Source organism: Pseudomonas sp. p1(2021b) (assembly GCF_020151015.1).
Taxonomy (GTDB): Bacteria; Pseudomonadota; Gammaproteobacteria; order Pseudomonadales; family Pseudomonadaceae; genus Aquipseudomonas; species Aquipseudomonas putida_K.
Window position 1 is genome coordinate 2,835,977 of sequence record NZ_CP083746.1, and the last position, 26,373, is coordinate 2,862,349.

24 protein-coding genes and 2 pseudogenes are annotated in these 26,373 nt (G+C 62.3%); 17 read left to right on the plus strand and 9 right to left on the minus strand.

Going from position 1 to position 26,373, the window contains the following annotated elements:
- Nucleotides 1-9 precede the first annotated feature (9 nt).
- From K8374_RS13275 to K8374_RS13285, 3 genes are all read left to right on the plus strand, one after another.
- Nucleotides 10-750, plus strand: a complete 741-nt coding sequence (locus K8374_RS13275) for a hypothetical protein (protein WP_224455935.1) — start codon at nt 10-12, stop codon at nt 748-750.
- 47 nt (nt 751-797) lie between these two features.
- Nucleotides 798-2,090 (plus strand): transporter, encoded by a 1,293-nt coding sequence (locus tag K8374_RS13280; protein ID WP_224455936.1) that lies wholly within the window; start codon nt 798-800, stop codon nt 2,088-2,090.
- A gap of 205 nt (nt 2,091-2,295) precedes the next feature.
- Nucleotides 2,296-4,452 carry an LTA synthase family protein gene (locus tag K8374_RS13285; protein WP_224455937.1) on the plus strand — a complete coding sequence of 719 codons (2,157 nt, stop codon included), beginning with the start codon at nt 2,296-2,298 and terminating at the stop codon, nt 4,450-4,452.
- A gap of 131 nt (nt 4,453-4,583) precedes the next feature.
- Here K8374_RS13285 and pgm read toward each other — a convergent pair whose 3' ends face one another.
- The 6 genes from pgm to K8374_RS13315 form a co-directional block, all read right to left on the minus strand.
- Complete coding sequence (gene pgm, locus K8374_RS13290) at nt 4,584-6,221, minus strand: phosphoglucomutase (alpha-D-glucose-1,6-bisphosphate-dependent) (protein ID WP_224455938.1); 1,638 nt, start codon at nt 6,219-6,221, stop codon at nt 4,584-4,586.
- An 86-nt stretch (nt 6,222-6,307) separates the two neighbouring features.
- Entirely contained in the window at nt 6,308-8,569 is a 2,262-nt protein-coding gene (locus K8374_RS13295; RefSeq protein WP_224455939.1) for an ATP-dependent DNA helicase, read from the minus strand.
- Nucleotides 8,566-10,215: a VRR-NUC domain-containing protein gene (locus K8374_RS13300; RefSeq protein ID WP_224455940.1), complete on the minus strand. Its 1,650-nt coding sequence runs from the start codon at nt 10,213-10,215 to the stop codon at nt 8,566-8,568. Before K8374_RS13300 ends, K8374_RS13295 begins: the two co-directional genes overlap by 4 nt.
- A 78-nt stretch (nt 10,216-10,293) precedes the next feature.
- Nucleotides 10,294-11,655 (minus strand): aminotransferase class I/II-fold pyridoxal phosphate-dependent enzyme, encoded by a 1,362-nt coding sequence (locus tag K8374_RS13305; RefSeq protein ID WP_224455941.1) that lies wholly within the window; start codon nt 11,653-11,655, stop codon nt 10,294-10,296.
- Nucleotides 11,655-13,034: a hypothetical protein gene (locus tag K8374_RS13310; RefSeq protein ID WP_224455942.1), complete on the minus strand. Its 1,380-nt coding sequence runs from the start codon at nt 13,032-13,034 to the stop codon at nt 11,655-11,657. Before K8374_RS13310 ends, K8374_RS13305 begins: the two co-directional genes overlap by 1 nt.
- Nucleotides 13,035-13,595: 561 nt before the next feature.
- Nucleotides 13,596-14,612: a zinc-dependent alcohol dehydrogenase family protein gene (locus K8374_RS13315; protein WP_224455943.1), complete on the minus strand. Its 1,017-nt coding sequence runs from the start codon at nt 14,610-14,612 to the stop codon at nt 13,596-13,598.
- Between the two features lie 206 nt (nt 14,613-14,818).
- Between K8374_RS13315 and K8374_RS13320 the strand changes: the two genes are divergently transcribed.
- Nucleotides 14,819-15,733, plus strand: a complete 915-nt coding sequence (locus K8374_RS13320) for a LysR family transcriptional regulator (protein WP_224455944.1) — start codon at nt 14,819-14,821, stop codon at nt 15,731-15,733.
- A gap of 177 nt (nt 15,734-15,910) precedes the next feature.
- Here the strand turns inward: K8374_RS13320 and K8374_RS13325 are convergent, their stop codons facing one another.
- Nucleotides 15,911-16,807: a LysR family transcriptional regulator gene (locus tag K8374_RS13325; protein ID WP_224455945.1), complete on the minus strand. Its 897-nt coding sequence runs from the start codon at nt 16,805-16,807 to the stop codon at nt 15,911-15,913.
- 103 nt (nt 16,808-16,910) lie between these two features.
- Between K8374_RS13325 and K8374_RS13330 the strand changes: the two genes are divergently transcribed.
- From K8374_RS13330 to K8374_RS13355, 6 genes and pseudogenes are all read left to right on the plus strand, one after another.
- Complete coding sequence (locus K8374_RS13330) at nt 16,911-17,702, plus strand: phytanoyl-CoA dioxygenase family protein (protein ID WP_224455946.1); 792 nt, start codon at nt 16,911-16,913, stop codon at nt 17,700-17,702.
- A gap of 202 nt (nt 17,703-17,904) precedes the next feature.
- On the plus strand, nt 17,905-19,221 hold the full coding sequence (locus K8374_RS13335; protein WP_224455947.1) for an MFS transporter: 1,317 nt from the start codon (nt 17,905-17,907) through the stop codon (nt 19,219-19,221).
- A 148-nt stretch (nt 19,222-19,369) separates the two neighbouring features.
- Nucleotides 19,370-20,803 (plus strand): aldehyde dehydrogenase family protein, encoded by a 1,434-nt coding sequence (locus tag K8374_RS13340; protein ID WP_224455948.1) that lies wholly within the window; start codon nt 19,370-19,372, stop codon nt 20,801-20,803.
- Nucleotides 20,804-20,966: 163 nt separating this feature from the next.
- Nucleotides 20,967-21,149, plus strand: coding sequence for a transposase (locus K8374_RS13345; RefSeq protein ID WP_224455949.1), 183 nt, complete (start codon nt 20,967-20,969; stop codon nt 21,147-21,149).
- Nucleotides 21,104-21,277: pseudogene (locus K8374_RS13350) on the plus strand (IS66 family transposase); the annotation flags it as partial. The gene K8374_RS13345 and the pseudogene K8374_RS13350, both read left to right, overlap by 46 nt.
- A gap of 24 nt (nt 21,278-21,301) precedes the next feature.
- Nucleotides 21,302-21,631, plus strand: coding sequence for a hypothetical protein (locus K8374_RS13355; protein WP_224455950.1), 330 nt, complete (start codon nt 21,302-21,304; stop codon nt 21,629-21,631).
- Between the two features lie 198 nt (nt 21,632-21,829).
- Here the strand turns inward: K8374_RS13355 and K8374_RS13360 are convergent, their stop codons facing one another.
- Complete coding sequence (locus K8374_RS13360) at nt 21,830-22,108, minus strand: hypothetical protein (protein ID WP_224455951.1); 279 nt, start codon at nt 22,106-22,108, stop codon at nt 21,830-21,832.
- Nucleotides 22,109-22,209: 101 nt separating this feature from the next.
- On the opposite strand from K8374_RS13360, the gene K8374_RS13365 reads away from it, so the two are divergent.
- The 5 genes and pseudogenes from K8374_RS13365 (at nt 22,210) to K8374_RS13385 (ending at nt 24,048) form a co-directional block, all read left to right on the plus strand.
- A complete protein-coding gene (locus K8374_RS13365) occupies nt 22,210-22,470 on the plus strand; it encodes a hypothetical protein (RefSeq protein WP_224459397.1) in 261 nt (86 codons plus the stop codon).
- A pseudogene (locus tag K8374_RS13370) lies at nt 22,458-22,643 on the plus strand (AbrB family transcriptional regulator); the annotation flags it as partial. The gene K8374_RS13365 and the pseudogene K8374_RS13370, both read left to right, overlap by 13 nt.
- The gene (locus tag K8374_RS13375; RefSeq protein WP_224455952.1) at nt 22,643-23,104 is read left to right on the plus strand and encodes a type II toxin-antitoxin system YhaV family toxin; all 462 of its coding nucleotides are present in this window, start codon (nt 22,643-22,645) and stop codon (nt 23,102-23,104) included. The pseudogene K8374_RS13370 and the gene K8374_RS13375, both read left to right, overlap by 1 nt.
- A 30-nt stretch (nt 23,105-23,134) precedes the next feature.
- Nucleotides 23,135-23,494 (plus strand): hypothetical protein, encoded by a 360-nt coding sequence (locus tag K8374_RS13380; RefSeq protein WP_224455953.1) that lies wholly within the window; start codon nt 23,135-23,137, stop codon nt 23,492-23,494.
- A 323-nt stretch (nt 23,495-23,817) separates the two neighbouring features.
- On the plus strand, nt 23,818-24,048 hold the full coding sequence (locus tag K8374_RS13385) for a hypothetical protein (RefSeq protein ID WP_224455954.1): 231 nt from the start codon (nt 23,818-23,820) through the stop codon (nt 24,046-24,048).
- Between the two features lie 3 nt (nt 24,049-24,051).
- Here K8374_RS13385 and K8374_RS13390 read toward each other — a convergent pair whose 3' ends face one another.
- Entirely contained in the window at nt 24,052-24,768 is a 717-nt protein-coding gene (locus K8374_RS13390) for a response regulator transcription factor (RefSeq protein ID WP_224455955.1), read from the minus strand.
- A 177-nt stretch (nt 24,769-24,945) separates the two neighbouring features.
- Between K8374_RS13390 and K8374_RS13395 the strand changes: the two genes are divergently transcribed.
- Entirely contained in the window at nt 24,946-25,209 is a 264-nt protein-coding gene (locus tag K8374_RS13395; protein WP_224455956.1) for a hypothetical protein, read from the plus strand.
- 339 nt (nt 25,210-25,548) lie between these two features.
- Complete coding sequence (gene aqpZ / locus K8374_RS13400) at nt 25,549-26,238, plus strand: aquaporin Z (RefSeq protein WP_224455957.1); 690 nt, start codon at nt 25,549-25,551, stop codon at nt 26,236-26,238.
- Nucleotides 26,239-26,373: the final 135 nt, after the last annotated feature.

Here is a 26,373-nt window from a genome sequence, read left to right on the forward strand (position 1 = left end):
GGAGCAGCGATGAAGACAATCAACTGGCTGGTAGCGGCATGCCTGGCTGCCAGCCTCCCGACCCAGGCGCAGACGTTCAAGCCCATCGAAGTCAAGGACCAGGAGCTGGCCCAACTGAGGGGGCGCTACGTGATGCCGGGGCGGATCATCAGCTTCGGCGTGGTCATGAGCAGCACCTGGCAGAACGCTGCCGGCGACCGCATCGGTGCGACCACGACGATGCAGGTGCAACACAACAGCTTCAAGCCGCAGTTCTACGTCTCCATGACCGGCAAGAACGGTGGCGGCGTCGCCCCAGGCCAAGGCCATGGCGTGGTCACAGGCGGCAGCGGCCTGGGCAATACCCAGGGCGTGACCCAATCGGTCCGCGCGGCCGGTGACAACAACAGCGCCTACAACGATGTCGCGATCAATGTCAGCGAAGGCAGCAAGGGGCCTGCCGCCATGCCACAAGGCCAGGTGCTGGCATCGGGCAAGACCCTGACCAGCAGCAACAATGCCGGCACCCTGAGCGTGTCGAACACCGGCAAAGGCATCCAGATGGCCATCCAGGCCAACAACAACCAGGGCTCGAGCCTGCAGCGCCTGTCCGATGGCGGCCTGCTGCAAGCCACGACGCTGCTTGGCGGCAACAACGCGGTCAGCAACATGACCCAGCTCAATGTGGTGCTGCGCGACAACCTACCGTCAGCCGGCGCACTGAACTGCAATCTCGATCAACTCAAGGGCCTTCGAATCACCGGCTATTGATCTACGCTTCGTCTCACCATCGTAGTATTCGTAGGGACGGCTAACTTATGCATCGATTCATGTCGTTGAAAGCAGTTGTCTGTCTGGGCACCTTGGTGCCTTCCACCCTGCTCTACGCCGCCGGCGATCCGCAGGTCGAGGCCCTGAAGGCCGAACTGGCCGCATTGAAGGAACGTTACGAAGCCCAGCAGCAGGCCCTGATGGTGCTGGAGCAGCGGGTCCGCCAGGTCGAAGAACAACCCGTCGCCCCCCCACCCAAGCGCCTGACCCGCTCCCCTGCCTCGCAGCCACGCAACAACCAGGCCATCGCCGCCTCCGGCGGGGCTGCGGGGGCAACAGGCTCTTCCTACGGTGAATCGCTCAAGGACGACTCGGAACCGGCCCAGAGCGTGTCCAACCTGTATGACGAGGCCAGCGGCTTCTTCGGCGGTGGCAAGTTCAGCCTCGAGACCGGCATCACCTACGCCCGCTACGACACCCGCCAGTTGATCCTCAATGGGTTCCTGGCGCTGGACTCGATCTTCCTGGGCAATATCAACCTCGACCGGATCAAGGCCGACAACTGGACCCTGGACCTGACCGCCCGCTACAACTACGACCAGCGTTGGCAGTTTGACGTCAACGTGCCGATCGTCTACCGCGAGTCGACCTACCAGTCCGGCGGCGTCGGTGGCGCGTCCAACGATGTGTCCGAGCGCACCGTCACCCGAGACCCGACGCTGGGCGACGTCAACTTCGGCGTGGCCTACAAGTTCCTCGACGAGTCGGAGAACACCCCCGATGCGGTGTTCAGCGTAAGGGTCAAGGCCCCCACCGGCAAGGACCCCTTCGGCATCAAGCTGATCCGCGACCCGCTCAACGACAACCTCACCTACCCCGAAGACCTGCCCACCGGCAACGGCGTCTGGTCGATCACCCCGGGTATCTCGCTGGTCAAGACCTACGACCCGGCGGTGCTGTTCGGCAGCCTGTCGTACACCCACACCTTCGAGGAGAAGTTCAGCGACGTCAGCTCCACGGTCAACCAGAAGGTCCCGGGCAAGGTGAAGATCGGCGACAGCTTCCAGATCGGTGCAGGCGTGGCCTTTGCCCTGAACGAAAAGATGTCGATGTCGTTCTCGGTGTCCGAGCTGATCGCCCGACGTTCACGGATCAAGTCCGCCGAGACCGGCGACGAGTGGGCCGACGTCAAGAGCAGCGACGCCAACGCCGGCTACTTCAACATCGGCATGACCCTGGCCGCGACCGACAACCTGACCATCGTGCCCAACCTGTCGATCGGCCTGACCGACGATGCGCCTGACTTCACCTTCAGCCTGAAATTCCCGTACTACTTCTGACCAACCACTCTTTCACGTCCAGGGGGCTGCTTCGCAGCCCTTTCGCGGCGCGAGGCCGCTCCTACACGGTCCCCTGCCATTGCGAATGCGCGATCCGGTGGCTTCATGTCCCCTTGCATCCCGTCTGCAACCCTCGCCCTCCGCCAAGCGCCTGTTATCATGAAGCACACTTGAGTGACTGTTTCATGACAAGAAGGAAGTCTTTGTGAAAAAACTGCTCGGTCGCTCCAGCACCCGGCTCGTGGCGTTGGCCACGCTGGTGTTGGCGATCCCGCTGGGCATCCGGGCCGCGCTCGGCTGGTCCAACCCCCTGGGCTATGTCTCCGACCTGGCCATCGGCAGCGTATTGGTGCTCTTGTTGCAGCGCCGCGCCTGGTGGCTGGCGTTGCCCTTGCTGCTGGCCTGGGCCAGCCTGATCGTCGCCAGCGCCGAACTGGTCAGTGCCGTGGGCCGTCTGCCCACCAGTGCCGACCTGAACTACCTGTTCGATGCGCAGTTCATGGAAAACTCCACCGGCGGCGGCCTCGCCCACCCCTGGCTACCCTGGGCGCTCGGGGCCGGCGTGGTGGCCTGGCTGGGCAGCGTCTGGTACAGCCGTGGCACCCCCAGCGCCACCCTGCCCCGCAAGGCCTGGGCGATCCCCCTGCTGTTGTTCGGCGTGCATTGGGGCAGCCAGCACCTGGCGCCGTCCGACTCCGACCAATGGCGTCAGTACAACCTCTCGCACCAGTTGCTCTCGGCCGGGCTGGGTGACCTCCAGCGCCAGACCGTTGAGCATTTCGGCGAAAAACCCACCTTCGCCCCCCTGCCCTCCACGGGCCTGACCCAGTCCGACCTCAACGGTCAAAAGCTGCTCAAAGCGCCTGGACAAGCGCATAACGTCCTGATGATCGTCCTGGAAGGTATCCCCGGTGCCTATATCCGCGCCAACCGCCAGGCCTTGCACAGCAGCTTCGACGAAGACCTGATGCCCAAGCTCAGCCGCTGGGCCGAGCGCGGCATGAATACGCCCGACTACGTGCTGCACACCCACCAGACCATCCGCGGCCTGTACGCGCTGCTGTGCGGTGATTACGACAAGCTGGCCAACGGCACGCCCAAAGGCATGGAGATGCTGACCCAGGAGGTGCGCAACCAGGCCTGCCTGCCGGCACAGCTGCGCCATGCGGGGTTCAGCACCCATTACCTGCAGGGCGCGGGCCTGCGCTTCATGGCCAAGGATCGGATCATGCCGCACATCGGCTTCGACTCGGTGCATGGTCAGGAGTGGTTCAGCAACAAGAACTACCTGCCTTTTCGCTGGGGCAAGGACGACCGAGCCTTCTTCGAAGGCGCGCAGAAGTACGTGAAGCAGTTGCGCAAGCAGAAACAGCCCTGGATGCTGACCCTGCTGACCGTCGGCACCCACCAACCGTATTCCGCGCCGCAGCGCTACCTGCAGCGCTACGACACGGCTAAGCAGGCGGCGGTGGCCTACCTGGACGATGCGCTCGATGCCTTCCTGGTGAACCTGGAACGCCAGGGTGTGCTCAAGGACACCCTGGTGATCATCACGTCGGACGAGTCCCACGGTATCGACGGGGTTCGCCTGGCCTCCTCCTGGGGGTTCAGCCTGGTCCTGGCCCCCGAACAGGCCCAGCTGCCACGGCTCAAACGTGGAACCTACGGCCATGTGGACATGGCCACGTCGCTGCTCGACTACTATGCCCTGCCGATCCCGGCCGCCTTGAGCGGGCGCTCGCTGTTCCGTGACTACGACACCGGCCGCGAAATGATTGCCTACACCAACGGCATGCTGCGCTACCACGATGGCCACGGCACCTTCACCGAATGCGACTTCCAGCAACGTTGCCGGCGCTACGCCAGCAACGGTTTCATCGCCGACCAGGCCGAGTACATGGACCGTGCCACGGACACCACCGGCCAACAGCTCACCGCCCTGGCCAGTACCCTGGACCAGTCATTGCTGCACACACCGTTGAACCTGCGCTACCAGTTTGGCGGGCCGGCGGCGATCCAGCTGCGCAAGCGCATCCGTGACGAGTGGGCCGACAACCTGATCGGTGCGCAATACCTGGAAATGCCCGAAGGCTCCCATACCCGCGTACGGGTGATCGTACGCTCCCTGGACCCCAAGCATGATGCCTATATCCAGCTCAAGGCCAAGGAGTACGAACAGGATGTACCGCTTGGCCTACCGGAGGAAATCATCGTAACGGCCGACCGGCCGCTGGAGCTTGAGTTCGGCTTCGACAACCCCTCGGCCCGCAAGGCGTTTTCCTTCCACCTGCTGGGGTATGGCGGCGGCGAAGTGCAGGTCAGTGATTTCAGCGTGATCACCGGTGTTGCCGGGGGCGGCTGATACGCCCCCGTCGCACGGCCCCTGTAGGAGCGGGCTTGTCCCGCGATCACCGGCAGAGCCGGTGCCAAGCACCGCGTCGCACGCTTCGCGGGTAAACCCGCTCCCACAGACCGGTCCTACACCACCGGCGATCAGGCGATCGCCGCGTCCACCAGTACCTGGGCCTCGCGCACCAGGCGCTGCAGGTGCTCTTCGCTGACGAAGCTCTCGGCGTAGATCTTGTAGATGTCCTCGGTGCCTGACGGGCGCGCGGCGAACCAGCCGTTGGCGGTCATCACCTTCAAACCACCGATGGCCTGGCCGTTGCCCGGCGCGTGGCTGAGGATTTGCTCGATCGGCTCGCCAGCCAGCTCCGTGGACGTCACCTGCTCGGCAGCCAGCTTGCTCAACAGTGCCTTCTGCCGTGCATTGGCCTTGGCCTCGACACGGGTGGCGAATGGCTTGCCCAGCTCCGCGGTCAGGTCGGCGTAGGCCTGGCTCGGGTTGCGCCCGGTACGGGCGGTCATTTCCGCGGCCAGCAGCGCCGGGATCAAACCGTCCTTGTCGGTGGCCCAGACGCTGCCATCCTTGCGCAGGAACGACGCCCCGGCACTCTCCTCGCCACCAAAGCCCAGCGAGCCGTCGAATAGGCCTTGGGCGAAGAACTTGAAGCCCACCGGCACTTCGTACAGCTCACGGCCCAGGCGCGCGGTGACGCGGTCGATCAGTGCGCTGCTGACCACCGTCTTGCCCACGGCGGCGTCGCTGCGCCAGTGCGGGCGATGGCGGAACAGGTAGTCGATGGCCACGGCCAGGTAATTGTTCGGCTGCAGCAGGCCGTCCGGGGTGACGATGCCGTGGCGGTCGTGGTCCGGGTCGCAGGCGAACGCCACGTCGAAGCGTTCGCGCAGGCCGATCAGGCCCTGCATGGCATGGGGCGAGGATGGGTCCATGCGGATCTGCCCGTCCCAGTCGACGGTCATGAAGCGGAACGTGGGGTCCACTTCGGTATTGACCACTTCCAGGTCCAGACGGTAGTGCTCGGCGATGGCCTGCCAGTAACGCACCCCGGCACCGCCCAGGGGGTCGACGCCCAGGCGCAGCTTGGCGTTGCGGATGACGTCGAAGTCGATGACGCTCTCCAGGTCCGCCACGTAGCGGCCTACATAGTCGTAACGATGGGTGGTCGCCGCCTGCAGGGCCTGGGCATGGTCCATGCGCTTGACGCCGGCAAGGCCGGCGGCCAGCAGCTCGTTGGCTTTGGCTTCGATCCACTTGGTGACGTCGCTGTCGGCCGGGCCGCCGTTGGGCGGGTTGTACTTGAAGCCACCGCTCTGGGGCGGGTTGTGCGACGGCGTGATGACCACGCCATCGGCAAGGCCCTGCTGGCGACCACGGTTGTGGCAGAGGATGGCATGGGACACCGCCGGGGTCGGGGTGTATTCATCGTCCTTGGACAGCATCACCTGCACGCCATTGGCGGCCAGCACCTCCAACGCGCTGGCGGCAGCCGGCGCGGACAGCGCATGGGTGTCGGCACCGACGAACAGCGGGCCATCGATGCCTTTTTCCTGTCGGTACAGGCAGATGGCCTGGGTGATCGCCAACACATGGTCTTCGTTGAAGCTCAGCTCGAGCGAGGTGCCCCGGTGCCCGGAGGTGCCGAAGGCCACGCGCTGGGCCGCCACGGCGGCGTCGGGGCGGCCGGTGTAGTAAGCGGTGAGCAGGCGGGGAATATCGACCAGCACGCTGGCCGGAGCCGGCTTGCCTGCCAAAGGACTGAGCGTCATGCAAGAACCTCGAGTTCAACGGATGTAGGTGTTGGAACGCGCAGTGTACTGGGAGTTGCAACGCCATGCGATGGGGCCCACGGCGATTATTCGCCCACCACCTGCCACCAACCGGGGAACATCTGCCGCACCCGCGGCTCGGCGAAGCGTTCGTCGATCAGCAGCAGCACGCCCTGGTCCTGGTCGCCGCGGATCACGCGGCCGGCGGCCTGAATGACCTTGCGCACGCCAGGGTACAGGTAGGCGTAATCGAACCCCGCACCGAACTGTCGCCCCAGGCGCTGCTTGAACTGCTCGTTGACCGGGTTGACCTGGGGCAGCCCCAAGGTGGCGACGAAGGCACCGATCAGCCGGCTGCCGGGCAGGTCGACGCCTTCGCCGAAGGCGCCGCCCAAAACCGCGAACCCGACACCCTGGCCATCGGGTACGAAGCGAGCGAGAAACGCCTCTCGCGCCCCTTCGTCCATGCCTGGGGCCTGTTCCCAGCGCGGGATGGCCGGGTAACGCTCGGCCAGCAGCGTGGCCACCTGCCCGAGGTACTCGAAGCTGCTGAAGAAGGCCAGGTAGTTGCCTGGTGCACGCCGGTACTGCTCGGCGATCAGTTCCACGATCGGGGCCAAGGAGGCCTGCCGCTCGCGGTAACGGGTGCAAATCCGGCTGACGACGCGCACCTGAAGTTGCTCGGCCCGAAACGGCGCGGCCACCTCCAGCCAGGCGGTGTCAGCCGGCATGCCCAGCAGGTCGGCATAGAAATGCCGGGGATTGAGGGTGGCAGAGAACAACGTGACGCTACGTGCCGCGCTCATGCGCGGGCCCAACAGGCGCGCCGGAACCACGTTGCGCAGGCACAGGGTGGCCAGCCGGCGCTTGCGTGGGCCATTGCGCACGCTTACATCGAAGATGAAATGCTCGTCGAACAACTCCGCGACCCGGCTGAACTGCAAGGCCTGGAAGTAGAACTGCAAGACGGCCGGTTCCACCTCGCCCGGAGCCTGTTCAAGACGCGCCTGGATCTGGCCGGTGCAGTGCTGCAACGCGCCGAGGAATGCCCCGGGCAACTGATCACTGGCCTCGTAGGGCGCCCGTTGCGTCTTGTACAACGCGTTCCACTGGCGGTTGAGCCGATCCAGGGCGCTGCCAAGACCCGCCGGCTTGCCTTGGCGCAAGGCCTGCAGCTGGCCCTGGTCGAGGCTTGCGCTGTACATCCCCCGGCCCCGCTCTACCAGGTTGTGGGCCTCGTCCACCAATACCGCGACCCGCCACTGATTGGCCTGGGTCAGGGCATACAGCAGGGCGTGGGCATCGAAGTAGTAGTTGTAGTCGGCGACCAGCACATCGACCCAGCGCGCCATCTCCTGCCCCAGGTAGTACGGGCAGACCTGATGCGCCAGGGCCACTTCGCGCAGGCCGGCACGGTCGAGCAGCGGCCGTTGTGCCGCGGCCTCACGCGCAGCAGGCAGGCGATCATAGAAGCCGCGTGCCAGCGGGCAGGACTCGCCATGGCAGGCGCTTCCCGGATGCTCGCAGGCCTTGTCCCGGGCGATCAGTTCCAGGGTACGCAGGGCCGGCTGCGGCGTGGCTTCGGTGATCTGGCGCAGGGCGTCGAGGGCCAGGGCCCGGCCTGGGGTCTTGGCGGTGAGGAAGAACAGTTTGTCCAGTCGCTGCGGCACCATGGCCTTGAGCAACGGGAACAAGGTGCCGAGGGTCTTGCCGATCCCGGTACTGGCCTGGGCCATCAGGCAGCGGCCGGTGCTGACCGCTTTGTACAAGGTCTCGGCCAACTGACGCTGGCCCTGGCGAAACTGTGGGTAGGGAAAGCCCAGTGCCTCGAGGTCACGGTCGCGCTCGGCCAAACGCCGCTCCTGGGCCTGGGCCCAGGCCAGGAAGCAGCGGCATTGGCGTTCGAAGAAACGTTGCAGGTCGGTCGCGGCATGCTGCTCGCTGAATACCGTCTGGCGGTCGCTGTCCACGTCCAGATACACCAGCGCGACCTCGATCGAGTCCAATTGGCGTGCCTGGCACAGCAACCAGCCGTAGACCTTGGCCTGGGCCCAATGCAGCTGGCGATGGTTGGCCGGCTGGCGTGACAGGTCGCCACGGTGCGTCTTGATTTCCTCCAGGCGGTTGGCCGCCGGGTCATAGCCATCGGCCCGGCCTCGCACCTCGAGCCCTTGGTATCGGCCTTGCAGCGCCACCTCGGACTCGTACCCTGCCCCGCGCCTTGCCACCACCCGGCGGTGGCCGGCGATACCTTCCTGGGCCGTGGGCGAAGGCGTGAAGCGCAGGTCCAGGTCTGCGACCTTGGCGCTGAATTCGCACAGCGCGCGCACCGCCACGGTGTAGGTCATGCCGTGTCGCTCCAGCGGACATGGCAGACCACGACCGGCAAGCCGTGCTCACGGCAGAACGCCAGCCAGCGCAGCTGGTTGTCCTGCAGGCGGTCTCCGGGCCCCTTGACCTCGACCATGCGGTATCGGCCTTCCTCGGGCCAGAACTGGACCAGGTCAGGCATGCCGGCGCGGTTGTTGCGGATATCCTGCAACAGGCGCAGGAAACACTGCTTCAGGTGCATCGCAGGCACGCAGGCCAAAGCCTGGTCGAGCAGCTCGGGCGTGAGCATCGACCAGAACACGAAGGGCGATTGCAAGCCTTGCTTGGCCACAAAGCACTGGCCGATGGCCTGCCTATAGCTGCCATCGTCGAGCCGACCGAGGCAGGCGTCGAACAGGGTGGCGCGGCGTTGCCGGAAATCGTCGTCATGCAGGTCCTGGGGGCCAGCCTGGAACGGGTGGAAGAACGCGCCGGGTACCGGAGCGAAGATCGCCTCCCAGCACAACAGGCCGAACAGGCTGTTGAACAGCGTGTTCTCCACGTAATGACAAGCACCCCCGCCCTGCTCCAAGTGCAGGCGAACCGCCTCCTCGACGCCGAGGTGCGCGAGCGCCGCTGGCAGTTGCAGCTCGATCAGCTCAAGGTCCGCCGTACGGCGGCGCGCCCGCGGCGGCCCGCCCAGTTTGCGCCCAAGGCGCGGCAGCATGCGGGCCACTGCCTGGGATTCAAGGGCATTGACCGGAGCGGCGGCCATCTCCGACGCCAGTGCATGAGCCTGCGCCCAGCGCTCGCTACGCTCCAGGGTGCGTACCTGACGGATGCGTGCCTCGGGGTGGCTGCTCTGGCCATACACCTCGAAGGCCAGGTCCCAGTCGCCCAGCCGCTCGCACCGTTGGCCGATGCCATACAAGACTCGGGAATGACGCCGGGCCAGCCAGGGGTTGTCGCTGTGCAGCCCTTCCAAAGCAGCCAGCACGACGCCTGGCGCCTCGCCCTGCTCCAGGCGTTCGGCGCACTGGTGCAAGGCCATGGCCAGGTCGACCTCGGCGCGTTGGCGCAATGCGCGGGAGTCGGCGCTGAACGGTACCTGTTCATAGCGCAGCACCCCCAGGTCGGCAAGCACGAACTCCGACCAGTCCTGGTACAGGTTGCCGAAGAACAACAGACGCAAGCGATCACACAACGGTTGCAGGCGCCAATGAAAAATACGCACAGGGCACGCTGGGAACCATTGCGCCAATGGCCGGGGCGCAAGCGCCAGTGGCAACAACTGCGCCAGCAATTCGGCCTTTGCCGCCCGCGGCCGACTCAGTTGCGCGGCGAAACATTGAACGAGCTCTTCCTTGCGCAGCACACCGAACACTTGCTCCAACGCCAGCGTCGAACGGTCACACACCCACCCAAGCTGCAGCAGCGGCTCGAGCGCCACCTGCCATGGGCCGATTTCGGCATAGTCGAGCCGGTCACTGCGAAACAGCTCCCCTTTGCGCATGACCATGCGCACCAGCATGGCCTGGGCAGGCTCGGGTAGCCCGGCGAAAGCGCGCAGGAAACCCTGCTCGGCCTCATCGAGCACATCGGCATAGCGCTGCTGGACCCATGCCAAGACCTGCCTGAAGTTGCACAGGTAATAGAAAGGGTCATCGACAGAATGGGCAATCACGGTGAACGGGCAAGTAGCGGGACAGGCACTGGTTATACATACAGACCAACCCCGCTGACAAGCGCCCCGGATCGGCGGTCACTCTGCTGCGCCATCATCCGGCGGTCGCGCCAAGGCCCGGTCCAGCCTGTGCAACGCATGCTCCAACGCTTCCCAGGGAGCGCCCTGCCACGTCAGGGCCACATACCCCATATGGTTTCCCTGCAGGCTGAACCGTTCCCCGGGGGTGATCGTCAATCCCGTGCCGGCCACGGCCACCTGCGCATGACCATGATTCACCGGTTGCCTCAAGCGGCCCCATAGCACCCGGCCACCCTCGGGCCTGGCGACCACCAGCCTGCCCCCCAGGCATGACTCGACCTGTAGAAACAAATGGTCCATGGATACCTGCAGCTCGCTACGCATGCGCGGCAACCACGCCTCCACCTCCCCTTTGGCATAGAGCTGGGCGATAGCCTGCTGGCGCAATGGCGGAATCAGGAAGCCACGGCGGGCGATGGCCTCTTCCACCCCCGTCTGACGGCAGAGTAGGTAGGCGTAAGGCCCTTCGGCACCTACCGTGGCTTCCAGCGACCCCAACACCAACAGCCGGCCGATGTCGACCCCATCGCGAAGATGCATGGCTGGCGGCCCGCCAAAACAATGCTCGCTGTCCAGGTCGTTTTCGAGCAACCAGGCCGGGTGGTCGGCGAGCAGGTGGGCGACAGCCTGCTGGTCGGAAAGCGAGACCCTGCGCCCCAAGGGCACGGCAAGGCAGGACGGCAGCACTACCAGGCGCACGCGCTCACAGGCGAGCAACTGTGCCAGGCGGTCCAGGTCCAACGCGCCGTCATCGCCCGCCGGCACTTCAAGGACCCGCATTCCGGCCCAGCGCAGCGCCTCGAGCAGGCGCCGGCAGCATGGCGTGGCCACCACGGCGGTCGCCCCCTGCAGGCGCAAGGCCCGCAGCAACGTCACCAGCAACGCCTGCACATCCGTTGCCAGATGAACATGCTCGGCATTCCAGCTGTGCCCGGAGGAACGCGTGTAACGGGCAGCGAGCACATGGCGCAGCAATGCGCCCTGGCCTGAACGCCAGCTCGACGGCCCTGATTGACGGGATAGCCGCCGTTCCTGGGCGAACAAGGCTCGCTCGAGCGCCATGGGGGTTGCCATCGGTAACGCGAACGCCGGCCGCGACCGTGGCCAGGCCGATTGTTCGCGCGCCCTGGCGTCGAACGCCACGAAATAGCCAGACTTGGGAACCGACCGTACCCGCCCCTGATGCTCCAGCAGGCGGTAGGCATTCTGCACGGTGGCCAGCGATACCTTCAGGCGTGCCGCCAGGTCTCGCAACGAGGGCAAACGACCCTCCTCGGTGGGGTCGGCCTGGTTGATAAGCGCTTCAATGTAGCGACACACTGCCTGGTAGGCGAACTCGCCTCGCCCGCAGCGCCCCATCAGAGCGCCGCCTGGCGCACCGTCGCAGCGGGGGGTGCGGCGCGTGGCACCAGTCGCAGGTCGATGTCGCGCCGCGCCAGGTTGGCCAATACCCGCCGGACAGGAGCGCCAAGCCGCCCGGCGTAGATCGTCTGGAGCTGCGTCAGGCTGAGGCCGCTGGTATCCACCAGCCAGCGCTTGACTGCCTCGGGGCATGCCTTGCCCTGCAGTGCTTTGTGCAGATACGGCAAGGCAACCTGCATGCAGGGATGACAACGCTGCAAGAAATACGCAAGGTCGCGGCCTTGATCGGCAAAAGGCGCAAACAGCAGGCAAGCCAGTTGTGCCTCGTTCAACCCATGGGCCTGCAGAAACGGCGCCCGGACCTGCTGTTGCGCCCGCAACCACCAGGTCAGTCGCGTGCCCTTGAGCGACAGGCGTGCGTCCTGCCCTTCATCCGCGCGCAGCCGGGCCTTGAGCAAGCACAAGTTCCGCACAAGGTGAGGTTCGAGCGTGTTTTCCTTGGCATTGCCCGGACCGTCCGCAAAGCCCAGCATGCCATCCAGGTCACCCATGGCGGCCGAGCGGGGCAGCAGATCGTCGACCGTCAGGACGTTGACTCTATGTTCGCGCGCCAGCGCAACCGGGGTGCTGACGAAGCGCCCCGTGGGCGCCCCGAGCACCATCTGCAACCGCCCCAGCCCTTCCAGCAGTGCGGCCGCGCAGCGATCGACAGTGTCCAGGCCCGGCTGCTTCGCCAGACGCAGGATCCGACGCCCCCACGCCAGGAATCGGCGACGGTGGCGGCCCGACCACGCCGTCACCAGGGTGTCGGCGCCATCGGTGCAGGCGAGCGCCAGGCGCAGGGCATCGGCCAGCTGCAGGTGCAGGCGGGCGCCCAACAGCGCGGCAGGCGCCGCCTCGGCAAGGTGGCCGAACAGCAGCATGGCTTCACGCGCTCCCGACCACTGCGCCGTGATCTCCGGTTGACGGCAACTGAACGGCACCAACTGGTCGTCCTCGACCATGAGCAGTTCCACCCGCGGATCGTCCTGCATGACCAGCGCACTGAAGCCCTGATCGTGCCGCTGCAGCGTCTTGGCGTCCATGCCCGGCAGGCACGCCACCACCACACGCAGGCGGAACGTGCTGCCGTAGCGCAAGGCCAGGTTCAACTGGGCCGCACGCACGCAGGCCAGCAGTTGAGCACTGCGCCGATCGCCGCCCAGCACCATCAACAACCGGAACCGGTCGAGGTATTCCCGCCCGCCGGCGGCCATTTCCAGCCGGTGGACCAGCAGCTGCAACGAGGCTTGCTGCGCCCGTGGCATATGCGCGTTAACGCGCTCCAACACCTGTTGGTAGATTGAGTGCATGGCTTGGTCATGTAGGCTGCTCATTGAATAACTCCTTGTCCTTCAGTGCGTCGCATCCACGACAAGTATTGACTGCAAGCGCGTACACCTTTTACTTTGCAGACTTTTCCCACAAACACTTGGGAAATAACGCAAGACCTATCGAAAAACACCATTCCATTGGCCCCTGTTGGCCACAACGACCAGCCCCGAACCTTCCCACCCCTGTATACAAGCCGTCCCAAGCGCATGTTCTGCTCCTTGCAATCACTGACACGGCTTCATTATCGAAAGTTGCGGTACGAATAAAAGATACAGATCCTGGTAAAAAAACCATTCAGCGACGCGGACTTCAACAACGACCAGCGTGGATTTTGTCGAAGTGCCACTTCGTCACCTGGAAAAAATTCACGCCATAAATCTCAACTTAAACAAAAGTTGTCAGATATGAGCTTTAGTTGCGTAGGAATATTCTGATACCCAAGAGAAGTGCATCATGTATCAGCTAAAAAGCCGCTCCCGCAGTATCGTCGCACTGCGGGGCGGTTTCATATCGGGAGGTGACGCCAATGGGCCCTGGATACCGCACCCGGCGCTACGGACGGATCACGCCATCGTCAGTACGATCCGCCCGCCACAAGGGCAACCATCCATGTAGCGATGGGCCTCGACCACCTGGTCGAACGGATACACCTTGACGATCTGTGGCGTCAGCAGTTGGTCGGCCGTGAACTGGTTGATATCGCGCAACGCGCGCTGCAGCGCCACCTGGTCCTGGCAGATTCCCAGCTCCGGCTTGCCGGTGAAGTTGCTGATGCAATGCACGTAGAACTGGATGTTCTTCTGGAACGCGGCACACGCCGGGAACGGCGTCTGGTTGCCGCCTTGCAGGCCATACAGCACCAGGCTGCCGCGCGGCGCCAGGACGTCCCCCAGCAGCGACATCTGCGGCCCGCCCATACCGTCGAGGACCATGTCCACACCCCGGCCATCGGTGTATTTGCCGACCTGCATGAGCAGGTCCTGCTCCTCGGTGACGATCACCTTTTCGGCACCCAGGCCCAGCAGGTAGTCGCGCTGCTCCGGGTCCTTGGTGGCGGCGAATACCCTAAGGCCCAGCGCCTTGCCCAGTTGCACGAACGCAGGGCCCGCGCAGTGGCTGGCATCGGTCACCAAGGCCGTCTGGCCGGCCTTGGCCCGGGCCAGGTCGACATAGGCGAAATAGGCGATCAGCAGCGGGGTGTAATGGACGCTGGCCTCGATGGGCGTGAGCACGTCAGGATAGCGGGTGATGGCCGTGCGCGGCAGGACGATGACATCGCCGTAGACGGGGTGGTCGTTGGCGCTGGTAGCCGGGAAACTGGCCACACGATCACCGACCGCAATGTCTTCGACACCCTCGCCGACCGCCATCACCACACCGGCCATCTCATGGCCGATACCCGCTGGCAGGCGCGCTTGGGACGGTGCCAGGTTCTGCCGCCACAACACGTCGTACCAACTGACGCCGATCGCCTCGACGCGGATCTGCACCTCGCCCGCCGCTGGGGACGGCTCGGCCTGCTCCTCGCAACGGAGCACATCGGCCGCGCCGAACTTGTGGAAACGGATCATGCGGGACATCGCATACCTCGCCTGTGTGAATCTCGTATTACCACGGACTTTATCCGGGCTTTTGCCGTTAGACCATCAGTGGCTGTTAATAGTCGACATGCCTGTCATCGATTGGGCCCCTGGCATTTCCCTGCATTGGCACCCGGAAATCGGTGCAGGGTAACAGCCTTTGGCCTTAAGATTCACCCCTGCCCCCTTCAAGGCGAAGCGTATCGATGAACCGTAACGACCTGCGTCGCGTAGACCTGAACCTGCTGATCGTGTTCGAGACGCTCATGCACGAGCGCAGCGTGACCCGTGCAGCCGAGAAGCTGTTCCTCGGCCAGCCGGCCATCAGCGCGGCCTTGTCGCGCCTGCGCAACCTATTCGACGACCCGCTGTTCGTGCGCACCGGGCGCAGCATGGAACCCTCGGCCCGCGCCCACGAGATCTTCGCCCTGCTCTCCCCGGCGCTGGACTCGATCTCCACCGCCGTCAGCCGCGCCGCCGAGTTCGACCCTGCCACCAGTACCTCGGTGTTTCGCATCGGCTTGTCCGACGATGCCGAATTCGCCCTGCTGCCACAGTTACTCAAGCGCATCCGCGCCGAGGCGCCGGGCATCGTGCTGGTGGTGCGCCGGGTCAACTACCTGCTGATGCCCACGCTGCTGGCCTCGGGCGAGATTTCGGTCGGCGTCAGCTACACCAACGAGTTGCCGGCCAACGCCAAGCGCAAGGTGCTGCGCCGCAGCAAGCCCAAACTGCTGCGCGCCGACAGCATGCCCGGCGCCATCAGCCTGGATGACTTCTGCGCCCGCCCCCATGCGTTGGTGTCGTTCGCGGGCGATCTTTCCGGCTTCATCGACGAAGCCCTGGAGGAGGTCGGTCGCAAACGCCACGTGGTCCTGGCCGTACCGCAGTTCAACGGCCTGGGCAGCCTGCTGGCCGGCACCGACATCGTTGCCACCGTCCCCGACTACACCGCCGACGCCCTGACCGCCGCCGGCGGCCTGCGCGCCGAAGAGCTGCCCCTGGAGGTACGTAGCTTCGAGCTGCACATGGCCTGGCGCGGCGCCCAGGACAACGACCCGGCGGAGCGGTGGTTGCGGTCGCGGATACAGATGTTCTTCGGGGATCCCGATAGTGTTTGAAAGTAAGGGATCCATCATCCCCGCAGTGCTGCATCGGTCGCCAGTAACGAAGCCTGCCGCTCCTCAAGCAGTTGAGAAGTTGCCTCGACAAGACGCACCAGGCTTGCGGTAGGTGGGGTTCATGGATCAAATACCTTGGACCCGGCTCAAAGGCACGTTCTAAACCGGGGCTTTATCTCAGTCAGTTATGAAGCCAAGGGCTATTTCCTTTGCAACGGAGGCGAAGCTGCAAAGTGCTGCGGATGGGATTTCGTCTTTCCACACCAGGTAGAGTTCGCTGCCTACGTGCTGTTCTTGCAGGGGTCGATAGACGACATTATTTAGCTGAGTTCCTTGTACGGATGCCGGAACGAGTGTGATGCCAAAACCGCAGCTAACCAGCCCAAGCGAGGCATAAATCTGCCCCATCTCATATTCGGGAGAGGGATGAAAACCTGCCATCGTGCAAAGTTCATTAATCATGTCGTGATAATCAGGAGCCACATCACGCCTATAGTTGATTACCCTTAGCTCCCGACAATCCTTTATCGATATATTTTGCTGATTCGCCAAAGGATGATCTGCAGCGATAGCCACGTAGAAGGGTTCCTGCATCACCAGCTTTTTCTGATAGCCATGACCATTGGGCACCTGGCGCACGAAAGAAATGTCGATGTCCCCTCTGTCGAGCGCGCTCAACTGTTCTGCCGACGTGAACCAGCGAAGCTCTACAGCTACCGAAGGATGCCGCGACTTATACTCACGCAGCAGCGGTGGAAGCAGTGTATAGGCTATGTGCTCGAAGAAACCCACTGCGATATGCCCGATCTCGCCCCGCGCCGCCCGTTGGGAATCGATAACAGCCAAATCAGTAGCTGCAAGGATTTTTCGAGCGCGATCAGCAAACACCTCGCCCGCTGGAGACAGATAGACGCGCCTGGCCCTGCGCTCAAATAACGCGAGCCCGATCTCCTCCTCAAGCTCTCTGATCTGACGGCTCAACGGGGGCTGCGCCATGTGAAGTTCTTCGGCTGCCCTCGTAAAATTTAGATGCTTCACAACAGTTAAAAAATAGCGAAGATGGCGAAGCTCCATGACGGTACCTCCTGGGTATGGGTGAGCGACTTTTTTAATATTTTACTTTCAGTTTTCATGAGCTTACGGTTAGGCATCATACCAACAACAGGAAAAATAGGTCATGAAATTAACCAACGCTCAACTGGACGAATACAGAATCAACGGCTTCGTGATGCTTCCATCGCTATTTAGCGAGAAAGAAGTTCAAACGATGAAGTCTGAACTCCGCAGAATCCAGGGAATAGACACAGACCACCTTGTTCGCGAAAAGAACGGTGGTATCGCTAAAACCATTTATAAAGTTCATGACCCCGAAAGCCCTACATACTCCAACGTTTTCAATGCTGCGGTGGAGTGTGGGCGGCTGCTGGAACCCGCACAGCAGTTGACCGATAGCTCCCAACTTTATATCTATCACACCAAATGCAATCTCAAGACGGCTATCGACGGCTCGGTGTGGCAGTGGCATCAGGATTTTGGCACCTGGCACATTGACGGCGTTTCAGAGCCACAGATGACGACCGCCCTGATTATGCTCGACGAGCCAACCGAAATGGGCGGATGCCTGTATTTCATCCCTGGCAGCCACAAGTTGGGACCTCTGGAGCCAGCATTGGATGAGGCTACTGGCTACCGTTTCTATGTCGTACCGAAGCCGACCATGCTGGACATCCTGGCGTCCCATCAGCCAGCAGTTCCTATCATCGGCCAGCCGGGAACGGTGGTGTTCTTCGATGCGAACATCGTGCACGCATCGGGTCACAACCTCTCTGGCGAGGATCGGTGGCAAGCATACGTCGTTTATAACGCATCGGCAAACAAGCCCCACGATGTCGAAAACCCACGGCCCGATTACGTTCGAGCCAGAAACTTCGCACCATTGAAGCTTGGCTCAGACAATATCTTGAGCTAATCCGCCATGCAAGACTAGGCTGACCATGCTTCAATTTATTGAGGCAGCGCCCAAATACAACGCACGCAATGATCGTCGCATTTCAGATTGAGGTTCCCTCTTTACGTCCGAACTTGTGCCAAGGATGGCTGATTATAAGACGCCTCGTGAAATGCCGAGTGCGGCACTTTTTCATGTCCAAACCAAGAACAAAGGAACTGACATGACTATTAAAACAAAAAGATTATCGCGAATACAAATAGCGGCGATATCTCTCTTGCTGATAGCCGGCGTCGTAAATTATCTCGATAGAAGCACGCTCTCTATCGCAAACCATTCCGTATCGCAGGAGCTGGGATTATCGGCGTCAGAAATGGGACTGCTCTTGTCCGCGTTCTCGTTCGCTTACGCCTTCTCACAGTTACCTGTAGGAATACTTTTAGACAAGCTAGGTGCCAGGCTGATGCTTGGGCTCGGAATGTTCATTTGGTCCACAGCCCAGTTTTGTGGAGGACTGGTTTCTAACCTTACGCAGTTCGTGATTGCGCGGATTGCGCTCGGTATTGGGGAAGCACCTAACTTTCCAGCAGGCATGAAGGTCGTGAGCGAGTGGTTTGGTACCCACGAAAGAGGCCGACCTACAGGCATATTCATCGCGTCAAGCACGATTGGCCCAGCTTTGGCTCCGCCGATACTCACCGCCCTACTTCTCACCTTCGGCTGGCGAGAAATGTTCATGATCATGGGTGCATTTGGTATCGCTGTGTCCATCGGCTGGTACATCATCTATCGGGACAGGAACAGTGTAGATCTCACCCCAGAGGAGCTGGAGTATCTCGACGACAAACGGCCAGGTATCTCGAATGAGCAAAAGCTGACCATGGCAGAGTGGCGGCGTTTATTCAGTTCTGGTACGACCTGGGGGATGGTCATCGGGAATGCCGGCATCATTTACATGCTCTGGCTTTACCTGACGTGGCTCCCGGCGTATCTGGAACGGGAACGTCACCTTTCACTTGCCGACACTGGCTGGCTCGTCTCCATCCCTTATCTGATCGGCACGATTGGGATGGTACTCAGCGGTTTTATCGCTGATAGCCTCCACGCACGGGGCAGTTCGCCTATCAACAGCCGCAAATGGCCTGTTTGCGTAGGGCTCTTAGGAGGTGCCGTATTTACAGTGCCCGCTGCCTTTACGGAAAGCCTGGTAATGGCAATGACCTACCTTTCCCTGGCCATGTTTTTTGTGCAGATGGCTTGCGGCGCCAGCTGGGCACTGGTCACGGTAATTGCCCCTCGTCACCAGTCTGCCTCCCTTGCAAGCATTCAGAATTTTGGCGGCTACTTCGGAGGATCGTTTGCACCGTACATCACAGGAGTGGTGGTAGATAAGACTCACTCGTTTGTCATGGCGTTTCTGATCAGCGCAGGTATCGCAGTGCTAGCGGCGGCGATATATGCCGTGGTGGTACGTAGAAGCGTCCCTACTCCAAGTGAAGAGCGACATTTAGAGATCGGGTCCACCCCTCAAGGTTCCTAGCACAACAATTTTCGGGCCGCAACCCCTGAAACAATCCCGGCCGCGTAGCAATACGCCCCATATGCTGACAGCCGCACCCGCTTGGAAACTTGATCTTGGTGCCCTGTTGCCCTGTGGGCGTAAAGCGGCTACTTCACGGAGCAGTGCAATGCAAAACAATCATATTGCAGGTGAATGGATCAGTGGCGTAGATGTCAATTTGAACATCAACCCATCAAACATCACAGACATCATCGGTGAATACGCGCGTGCTGATGCCTTCCAAGCTCAGATGGCAGTGGACGCAGCGTACGATGCACTACCCGCCTGGGGTAGGCTCACCGCTGAACAGCGCTCGGATGCCTTGGACCGGATCGGCTCGGAAATTCTGGCCCGCAAGGATGACCTGGCCAGGCTTCTTGCGCGTGAAGAAGGGAAGACGCTTCCAGAGGCGACGGTCGAGGTCGTCCGCGCCGGGCGCGTGTTCAAATTTTTCGCGGGCGAAGCATTACGTCTGGGGGGGGAGCGGCTGGCTTGCATTCGCGCAGGAGTAGAGGTTGACGTGCGCCGCGAACCAGAAGGCGTGGTAGGTATAATTACCCCTTGGAACTTCCCGATCGCGATTCCGGCCTGGAAAATCGCACCGGCATTGGCCTATGGAAACACCGTGGTATTCAAACCGGCTGATCTAGTACCCGCAAGCGCCTGGGCGCTTGCGGAAATCATTGTCCGCGCAGGCGCGCTGCCAGCTGGGGTCTTCAATCTGGTCATGGGTTCAGGCACAACGATTGGGGACGTGTTTGTGCGCTCGCCAAAGGTACGTGCCGTCACCTTTACCGGGTCGACCGAGACCGGTCGCCAGGTAGGCCTGGCTTGCATGGAACGCGGCGCCAAGGTACAGCTGGAAATGGGTGGTAAGAACCCTTTGATCGTGCTCGACGATGCGGATCTTCAACAGGCAGTCGAAGTGGCTGTCTCAGGATCGTACTTCTCCACGGGTCAACGCTGTACCGCATCGAGTCGATTGATCGTTCAGGAAGGAATACATGATCGCTTCGTCGCGGCGGTCACCCGACGGCTTGCATCACTCAGGGTCGACAATGCACTGGCGGCAGGCTGCGACATGGGCCCCGTGGTTTCGAAGGCACAACTCAAGCGAGACTGCGATTACATCGAAATCGCTAAACGCGAGGGCGGAGAGCTCGTATGGGGTGGCGAGTTGCTCACCCGTGAAACGGAAGGCTTTTATCTATCCCCGGCACTTTTCACCGAAACTACCAGTGCCATGCGCATCAACCGTGAGGAAGTCTTCGGGCCAGTAGCAAGTGTCATTCGCGTCAATAATTACGAAGAGGCAGTTGCCGTAGCCAACGATACTGCATTCGGCCTTTCCTCGGGGATATGCACCACCTCCCTCAAGCATGCCTCGGACTTCAAGCAGCGCTCTGCGGCGGGGATGGTAATGGTCAATGTGGCGACGGCCGGCGTCGACTACCACGCGCCGTTTGGCGGTCGTAAAGCTTCCAGTTATGGTCCTCGCGAGCAGGGCAGTTACGCCCGCGAGTTCTACACCGGCGTCAAAACCGCCTATACACTGGCCTGACACTATGACCGACATCAGACAAGGCATGAACGACGCGCATGCCGCTTCGGGGGTGCTTAGTTTGTAAGCGTCCGGCGAACTCACCTTCCGAACTCCAGCTTTAAGGGCGATGGTGTCCGCGTATTTTCAAGCGGACGCGATCACCCTTATTGCCAGGATCTCCATGCGCCAACGAAGCTCTTATCCGAAACCGTTTAAAGCCCAGGTCATTCAGGAGTGCCTGCAACCTGGGGCAACCGTGTCGAGTGTTGCCATCAGCCACGGCATCAATGCCAACGTCCCCCGGAACAGCTTCGTGCCATGGCGGCACAGGCATTGCAATTGCAGTCCCAAGTCGAGGCGATAGGCAGGAAGATCCAGAACGATGAAATTCTCATCGAACCGTTCAAGTTCGAAACCGCCCTGCTCAAGCGCCACAAGCTTGCCAAGCGCAGCGAGCAGATCAGCCAAGCGCAAGGCAGCTTGCTGGATGAAGATCGGTGGCGAATATGTCAGTAAATGGCGGTACCGATCAGCAAAAAACTGCATGATTGGATGTTGGCCCAGCGCGACCTGGCGTCCAACGGCCCAGCTACCGCCAAAGCCCTCGACTACAGCCCGAAATGCAGTGCATGGGAACTGGCACGACAACGACGGCTGGAAGCACTCGCCACCCTCCTCGCCGAACTCGACATAGCGCAAGCCAAGCTTGAACGACAATGCGAAACCCTGGCCGCCGAGCGTAGCCTAGCTGAACGGGAACGGAAAAGCGTACCCTCCGAGCGCCCATTGCACGATGCGATTGCTGCCGCGCTGCAGGTCGCTCGTGATGTCGATCGGACCCGGTAGCTGTTGGTGCTAGGCGAAACACGCGGCCAGGAAGCCAACGACGCATGGCAATCGGCACGCGAGTGGCAGCGCGCATGGCCCGATCAGTGTCAGCAGCAACAGCGCGAAGGCGAAGCGCGCAGAGTGCTGGAGCAGGCCGAGTAAACCCTCATGGTCGCCGACGAGCAGGCTGAACAGGCCCGGGGCCGCTTGGAGACACTACGCCAGTCCATCGACCAGCAGGTGGAAGAATTGCTGGCCAAACTGGCCGCCGCGCTCGCCGGACATGCCCAGGCCGAGCAGGACGCCGAAACATGCCGCACGGCGTTGGGCGAAGCGGAAAAACGGCTGGCCGTGACCGCAGCGCACGACAAGCGCACCGAGCAGACACTGAGCGAGCGTAGCGACGAGCGCGCTACGGCCGTCGAACGCCTTCGCCATTTCAGCGCCAGCGGCCTGCTGGCAGCCGCATTGCCGGATCTGCAGTTGGCTGAGCATTGGAGCATCGACCCGACGCTGAACCTAGCCCGCGCTGCAGTTCGCTCAGGTCTTCGGCGATCTGTTTCTGTACGCCGGTCCAAGTGGCCTCGTCATCGGCAATGTCAGCCAGCGCCTGTTCGATGCGGGCTGCCGACGACCGCGTCAAGGCGATAAACCATGAATTGCACAAGCGCCCCACTGCCACAGGCGTACGCTACCGCCTGCTATGGGAGCCGCTATCCGTCGAAGAAGGCGCACCGGCAAACCTGGAGACCGCCCGCAAGAGCCTGCTCAATACCAGCGCCGATCTCTGGTCGATCGACGACCGGCGCGCGGTAGGTACCACGCTGCAACAGCAGATCGCCGCGTCAGCCGCGTAGAAATCACCCACGAAGACCCTGCCATCGGTGCGTTCCTGGGATTGCTGGAGGCTGATATCCGAGGCGGCCGCAACCTCACCACTCTGCCGGAAGACTTGGCGCAAACCATGCTCGCCAACGCAAAGCAATCCGTAAACCTGGACGAAGATATCGATGGTGAGGTCGCGATCTGATGCTGCGACATGGCTGGACACTGTTGTTCCATGAAGGTGTGACTTTACAGCTACACAAATTGCAAGAAGCCACCGCCCGGGCCGAGCAGAATGACCCGCAAGGTTTTGAAAACAACGCCAACGTCAAGCTGTTTCGGGCATTGAGCCATCTGATCATGGAGGCTGTGCCCGCCGACCCGGGCCGTGATGAGTTCCGCCAAGGCAATACGCTGGGCACCGCCTACCGACATTGGCGGCGGGCAAAAATCGGTAGGCGCTTTCGGCTGTTCTTTCGCTACGATTCAAGATCCAAGGTCATCGTCTATGCATGGGTCAACGACGAAAATACCCTACGGTCCGCAGGCAGCAAATCCGCCCCCTACGCCGTATTCGAGAAGATGCTGGGCCGCGGCAACCCTCCTGATGACTGGAACACGCTGATTGCAGCCGCGCGTCGCGATTGGTGCGAGTCCAAGCTATAAGCTGCACGCCTTAGTGAGGGGGAAAACGGCATGGAAGAAATAGAAACGATCACCGCCCCAGGCGGCATGTTCGCGGTCAGGGTCGAAGCCTGGGAAGCGCGCAATACCCAATGGGTGTATGTGCCAACGCTCCTCGACGTGCACACCCAGGCTGTCATCTTCACATTCGCCGACCCTCGTTGGTCCATGGACCGCGTCACTTGGCACGGCGATGCAGTCGCGCACTTCGTGCTTCGCAAGTTTCCGGGCGACCATCGTCCTGCTGCGCTGGAGCTTGTGGTCGACTGCGCCAGGCGTACGGCGGTCGTGGGGGCTGGCACCGTATGCACGCTCGCCGGGATCGAACAGGCACTGGAGGCTGCGTTCGAGAAAAAACCAAGTGCTCTCTGAGGATCAATCGGCCAGCCATTTGTTCTTCATCGAGGTCAGCAACGCTTCTTTTACCAGCCCTTCGATGACCACCAAGCGCAGGCAATTTCTATCGCCCCGATAACCCTGCTCAATAATCAAGCGAGTCGATAACCTGAATCGCTCCAGATTGTTTTTTATCGCCCCGCCTTTGCATCACCCTTGGCTCCACAAGCGAAACCCGGAGCCACCACCATGGGCACGCCCCTTCTCCACTCACTCAAGCAAGGCGCCTACCTGGCGATCCTTGGCTACACCCTGCTCATCCTTACCGCCTTGGTCGCCAGTACTCAGGGGCTGGCATCATGAGCGCCGGGTCATTCTGGGTGATTGCGTTCTTCGTGTTCATCAACAACGGCTGCTCGCTGCTGGGCTTCGGTGAACGCTCGGTAGGCGCCGTGGCACGGGGCATCGAATCTCGCGCGGAAATCGCCATCGCCACCACATTGCAGCGGGCACAGAAGGCCAATGCCGGTGGTCGGCCACCAGACGATGGGCAGGAGCCCTCGACGATCTTCCTGACGCGCCGTGCGTGAAGTTCACTCGCCCGCCGCCACGCGCTCCAGCCGATAGCCGTATCCGTATATGGTCAGCAGTTGCCAACCGCGCTCGGCACTCAATCCGAGCTTGTTGCGCAGGCGATAGATATGCGTATCCAGCGGGCGTGAGGAGAGCACTTCTTCGTGGGGCCAGAAACGCTCATAGAGGTACTCACGCGACAAGGGTCGGCCCAGGTTGGCGAACAGACAGCGGGCCAGGCGGTACTCCCGTTCGGTCAGGTTGATCGGTGCGCCGGCGCGGGTCACGGTCAGCTCGGCATCATCGAAGCGCAGGTCGTTGAAGGTCTGCACTTCATGTTGCGCCGGGCGCGTCGGCGCATGGCGGCGCAGCACGGCGCCCACCCGTGCTTTCAGTTCGTTGGGCCGGAACGGCTTGCTGACATAGTCGTCGGCCCCGCAATTCAGCGCCTGCACGATGTCCTGCTCGGTGTCACGGCTGGTCAGCATGATCACCGGCGGCGGTGCGTCGAGGTGCTCGCGGCTCCAGCGCAGTACTTGCAGGCCGCTCACATCCGGCAACTGCCAGTCGAGCACCAAGAGGTCGAAGGTTTCCCGCTTCAGTTGCCTGAGCAGCTCCTCGCCCCGCATGAAGCGATGCACGACCCAGGCTTGTTCGCCGTGCGCGGGTATCTGCTGCAGGGTGTGCTCGACCCGATCCAGTTCGGCCGGCTCATCGTCCAGTATCGCGATACGCATGAAAAACTCGTCCTGTTCCAATGGGCCAGCGCCCTGTTTTCGCTCCATGAACGGTGGATCACGAATCTGAAGAATTGTGGCGGATCAGGCTGGTCGCAACCAGCCCTTGATAGCCTGATCTCAAATCGCCATCGGGCCAGATACAGCACTGGCCTGACCATTCAAGGAGCAACAGCCATGGGTTCTCGGCCAATTCGTCAACGTATGCGTGACATCAACCTGCGAGCCCTCGCCGCGGTTTCCTGCATGGCCTTGCTCCTGGGCATCGGCTCGAGCAGCCATACGCAGGCGCCCGCCTTGGCGTCGGTGGTCGGCCAAGGCGCTGTCAGCCCCGCCTTCGCCGCCCCGCTTGGTCTCGACTCGCGCCCCCATGTGCGTGGCGACCTATGGGAAGTCAGCGGCGCTGTCAGCGTGCAGGATGACCCGCGCTGGGTATTTTGAATCGGCCGAATCTGAAATATCAGCGAAAGAATCTGAAGAAATATGGCAAATCCCGCAGCAGCTGAAGCCCGCTTGGTAGATTGCCAACCGTTGAGCAGGACGAGGGGCAAATGGACGGCCCCGACACACGGATGTGTAAACCCACTTCGCCAGCGGGACGAGGCAACTCGAACCCAGGTCAGGGCCGATAAAGGATGATCGCCCCAGGCAACCGAGCCGCTTCCTCCCTGGGCCGGCTCCGACACAAGGACGTGTCATCTCCTCTTCCCCTCCCGAGCCGTCCCAACCACTGGATGACTCATTGCGCGTTTCACCTCTGGATCTGACAAGGACCTCATCATGAAAGCATACGGAGCCGAGTTCTTCGGCACTTTCTGGCTGGTACTGGGCGGCTGCGGCAGTGCCGTGCTCGCCGCCGGCGTACCGGAGCTGGGTATCGGCTACCTCGGCGTCGCCCTGGCCTTCGGCCTCAGCGTGCTGACCATGGCCTATGCCATCGGCTCGATCTCCGGCGCGCACCTGAACCCGGCTGTGTCCATCGGCCTGTGGGTCGGCGGACGCTTCCCCGCCGGCCAGTTGCTGCCCTATATCGTCGCCCAGGTGCTCGGCGGCCTCGCTGCCGGCGGCGTGCTGTACTTGATCGCCAGCGGCAAGGCCGGCTTCGACCTGGCTGCCGGCTTCGCCTCCAACGGCTACGGCGAGCACTCCCCAGGTGGTTATGCGCTGCAGGCGGCGCTGATCAGCGAGGTAGTGCTGACCGCACTGTTCCTGCTGATCATCCTTGGCGCCACCTCCAAGCGTGCGCCCCAGGGTTTTGCACCGATCGCCATCGGCCTGACCCTGACCCTGATCCACCTGATCAGCATCCCGGTCACCAACACCTCGGTGAACCCGGCACGCAGCACTGCGGTGGCGCTCTACGTCGGTGACTGGGCCATCGCCCAGCTGTGGCTGTTCTGGGTCGCGCCGATCCTGGGGGCCGTGCTCGGTGCCCTGGCCTATCGCCTGGTCGGCGACAAGCACGATTGAGCCGATGCGCCTGGCACTGCGCCAGGCGCAACTGCCAGAGAAGGCTGAGGGCGCTTCGTGCGCCCGATGATGCTGCAAGGATTGCGAAACCGGCGCTCGATCAGGCAGATTGCAACCTGACCGGATCGCCAGCGA

Coding starts and splice junctions, on each gene's coding strand:
- pgm (WP_224455938.1), bottom strand. CDS start 6,221: ATGACGCTCAGTCCTTTGGCAGGCAAGCCGGCTCCGGCCAGCGTGCTG.
- K8374_RS13365 (WP_224459397.1), top strand. CDS start 22,210: ATGTCAGCCAGCGCCTGTTCGATGCGGGCTGCCGACGACCGCGTCAAG.
- K8374_RS13335 (WP_224455947.1), top strand. CDS start 17,905: ATGACTATTAAAACAAAAAGATTATCGCGAATACAAATAGCGGCGATA.
- K8374_RS13325 (WP_224455945.1), bottom strand. CDS start 16,807: ATGGAGCTTCGCCATCTTCGCTATTTTTTAACTGTTGTGAAGCATCTA.
- K8374_RS13320 (WP_224455944.1), top strand. CDS start 14,819: ATGAACCGTAACGACCTGCGTCGCGTAGACCTGAACCTGCTGATCGTG.
- K8374_RS13360 (WP_224455951.1), bottom strand. CDS start 22,108: ATGCTCAGCCAACTGCAGATCCGGCAATGCGGCTGCCAGCAGGCCGCT.
- K8374_RS13305 (WP_224455941.1), bottom strand. CDS start 11,655: ATGGGGCGCTGCGGGCGAGGCGAGTTCGCCTACCAGGCAGTGTGTCGC.
- K8374_RS13295 (WP_224455939.1), bottom strand. CDS start 8,569: ATGACCTACACCGTGGCGGTGCGCGCGCTGTGCGAATTCAGCGCCAAG.
- K8374_RS13375 (WP_224455952.1), top strand. CDS start 22,643: ATGCTGCGACATGGCTGGACACTGTTGTTCCATGAAGGTGTGACTTTA.
- K8374_RS13345 (WP_224455949.1), top strand. CDS start 20,967: ATGCGCCAACGAAGCTCTTATCCGAAACCGTTTAAAGCCCAGGTCATT.
- aqpZ (WP_224455957.1), top strand. CDS start 25,549: ATGAAAGCATACGGAGCCGAGTTCTTCGGCACTTTCTGGCTGGTACTG.
- K8374_RS13340 (WP_224455948.1), top strand. CDS start 19,370: ATGCAAAACAATCATATTGCAGGTGAATGGATCAGTGGCGTAGATGTC.
- K8374_RS13275 (WP_224455935.1), top strand. CDS start 10: ATGAAGACAATCAACTGGCTGGTAGCGGCATGCCTGGCTGCCAGCCTC.
- K8374_RS13390 (WP_224455955.1), bottom strand. CDS start 24,768: ATGCGTATCGCGATACTGGACGATGAGCCGGCCGAACTGGATCGGGTC.
- K8374_RS13330 (WP_224455946.1), top strand. CDS start 16,911: ATGAAATTAACCAACGCTCAACTGGACGAATACAGAATCAACGGCTTC.
- K8374_RS13280 (WP_224455936.1), top strand. CDS start 798: ATGCATCGATTCATGTCGTTGAAAGCAGTTGTCTGTCTGGGCACCTTG.
- K8374_RS13355 (WP_224455950.1), top strand. CDS start 21,302: ATGGCGGTACCGATCAGCAAAAAACTGCATGATTGGATGTTGGCCCAG.
- K8374_RS13385 (WP_224455954.1), top strand. CDS start 23,818: ATGAGCGCCGGGTCATTCTGGGTGATTGCGTTCTTCGTGTTCATCAAC.
- K8374_RS13395 (WP_224455956.1), top strand. CDS start 24,946: ATGGGTTCTCGGCCAATTCGTCAACGTATGCGTGACATCAACCTGCGA.
- K8374_RS13315 (WP_224455943.1), bottom strand. CDS start 14,612: ATGTCCCGCATGATCCGTTTCCACAAGTTCGGCGCGGCCGATGTGCTC.
- K8374_RS13380 (WP_224455953.1), top strand. CDS start 23,135: ATGGAAGAAATAGAAACGATCACCGCCCCAGGCGGCATGTTCGCGGTC.
- K8374_RS13310 (WP_224455942.1), bottom strand. CDS start 13,034: ATGAGCAGCCTACATGACCAAGCCATGCACTCAATCTACCAACAGGTG.